This is a genomic window from Mucilaginibacter sp. P4_G9, from assembly GCF_056400985.1.
This window is the reverse complement of sequence record NZ_JBFUKF010000545.1, coordinates 1-2,700: the sequence shown is the minus strand read 5'-3', so window position 1 is coordinate 2,700 and position 2,700 is coordinate 1. Positions and strand designations below refer to the sequence as shown.

Below are 2,700 nucleotides of genomic sequence, written 5' to 3'. Positions count from 1 at the left end.
GATGGGAACAGCATAAATACCTGGTGGTTACTGCTGGTTGATCCCCATTCGTTGCTGTAGTTATAATCTTTGCCATGCGCTTTCCAGGTAACAAACGATACCATTATCTTGAATGGAAAATCGCTGTTTACCGGGGCATCTTCAATTACACCGGCGATTTTGAGCGTGAGTACATTATCCATTTTAAGGGTTTTGCCAATCACATTCTCCCAGTCGCCAAAGTATTTGATAGCCGTGCTTTTATCAATCACCACCATATCCGGGTCTTTCAAAACAGAGGCACTCCCAGCCAGCCATTTTGAACTGAAAATGTCAAAAAACTGTGGTTCGATAAAAAGGACGCCAAGGTTCTCGGTGAATTTCTTATCACCATTGTTGCTGCCTGCACCTTCAGGTACCGTTATCTGGCTGCCATAGCTGCTGTTTACAGCAGCTACTTTTGCCTGCGGAAAATCTAAACGCAAAGCTTCGGTGGCGGGCACTGCAATACCTGGGTTATAAGTAAGATCGGCTTCATGCTTCTCCTGGGTTACAATGTGGTATATATTTTTGAAATTGGGCTGATAGGTATCAAAACTCAGTTCAAATTTGATAATCACAAAAATGAGTAAACAAGCTGCAATGCCTACGGTTAACCCGGCTATGTTAATGCTTGAATAAGCCTTATGCCTGACTATATTTCGCCAGGCAATTTTGATGTAATTTTTGATCATATTATCTGCAGATTTTGATACGTAGTTTAAAACATATACCAAAACAGCAAATAGCTAATAATCAATATATTAACATAAGTTAACAATACGAATGTGTTCGTAAGTGTGACAGTGGGTGTACGGTAATGATACAGTGAAAAGGTGAGTAAGGATTTTCAGACAAAGGAGCAAAGACTTTCAGACAAAGGATAAAAGAGTAAAACGAGGGACAAAAGAAGACAAACACATCTTTATCCCGAAAGTCCTTCGTCCAAAAGTCTTTGCTCCTTGCTCTAAAAGTCTTTTGTCTGAAAGTCCTTCACCATAAAATTACTCATTCCTCAAACTATTTACCGGGTTGGCCATGGCCGCTTTAAGTGATTGATAGCTTACCGTTACAAATGCAATGAGTATGGCAATAACAGCAGCAAGTGCAAATACCCACCATTGAATAGCTATGCGGTAAGCAAAATCCTGCAGATATTTGCTCATCATGAGCCAGGCTATTGGTGAGGCCACTACAATAGCGATGAGCACCAATTTAATAAAATCGACAGAAAGCAAGCCGGTAATGTTTGCCACCGATGCACCAAGTACTTTACGAATACCGATCTCTTTGGTACGCTGGATGGTAAGCAGTGAGATCAGCCCTAAAAGGCCAAGACAGCTGATAAAAATCGCTATTATAGCGCTCGATGTGATAAGCTTATTTAACAGGTCTTCCCTTTGATAAAAACCGGCAATTTGCTCATCCAGAAAACTATATTCAAAAACGTTATCAGGAAACACCGATTGCCATATTTTTTGCACCTGGGCCAAAGCTTCGGCGCGGTTTTTCATATCTATCCTGATACCGGCGTATTGATAGGCACTGCGAAAGGTGCTGATATACGTTGGTTCAATAGCTTTGTATAATGATTTGGCATGAAAATCTTTCACTACGCCAACAATAGTACCAGGGCTATCGGAGAGATCGCCGGCCGTAAATTTGCGACCGATGATCTGTTGCGGATCTTTTACGCCTAATTTTTGCATGAGTTGTTGGTTCACCAGGTATTCTTTAGCCGAATCAGCTTCGGCAATGTTTCTCCCGGCAATGATACGGAGACCGAAAGTTTTAGCATATCCGGCGTCGCCCATAACGGTACGCCCAACAAATTTTTCCCATTCACGACCATCATATTTTATTGAGCCCCCTTTATCCGCAGTTGATGATGGCGCCCGGTAGCAAAAAGAAACAGCGCTGATACCCGGATTGGCCAATAACTGGTTACGTAGAAAATCTGTTTTACCCTTATCAAAATCGGGCAATGGCAGCATGATCACCCCGGTTTTGTTAAAGCCAAGGTCGGCAGTTTTAAGGTAACGCACCTGCATGGTAATAATGATAGTACCTATAATGAGCACCTGTGCTATGACATTTTGAATAACTATCAAACTTTTACGGCTAAATCCGGCAGATTGCAAGTCGCCATTCACCTGGTTTTTCAATGCGTTCACCGGTTTAAACCTGCTCAAAATCGAGGCTGGGTAAAAACCTGCTGCTATAGTGATGATAGCTACGGAGAGTGCTATAAAGGCAAACAGCGCTCTATTCTGCACAAAATTAAAAGTAAGTGTTGTTTGTAGCCAGGAGTTTAAAACAGGTAAAAACAGCCACACGGATACAACGGCCAATAAACCGGCAGATAAAACTATCAATGAAGTTTCGGCCATAAACTGGATAAATATTGCCGATGGCGTACTCCCTAAAACCTTGCAGGTACCAATTTCTTTAGCCCGTTTAAAGCTTTGCGCAGTTGCCATATTGATGAAGTTAACGCAGGCTATAACGATAAGCAGTAAACCTACAATACCAAGCGTGGTCAGTAACGATTTCTGTATCACACCACTATACCTGCCATCAAAATGGACTTCCTTAATGGGTTGTAAAATATATTTGAAAATTTTTGCCGCATCCTTATCCTGAACTTTGGTTATGGCTGCTTCGACCGTTTTAGGTGAAAGG

General features: G+C 41.8%; 2 protein-coding genes. Both read right to left on the bottom strand.

All coding sequences use genetic code 11. The annotated features are described in order from the left end of the window. Nucleotides 1–713: ABC transporter permease (locus AC1DPZ_RS25065; protein WP_477408617.1), on the bottom strand; the 713-nt coding region annotated here is incomplete at its 3' end. A gap of 309 nt (nucleotides 714–1,022) precedes the next feature. Further along, a partial coding sequence (locus tag AC1DPZ_RS25060; RefSeq protein WP_477408615.1) for an FtsX-like permease family protein occupies nucleotides 1,023–2,700 on the bottom strand: 1,678 nt, incomplete at its 5' end.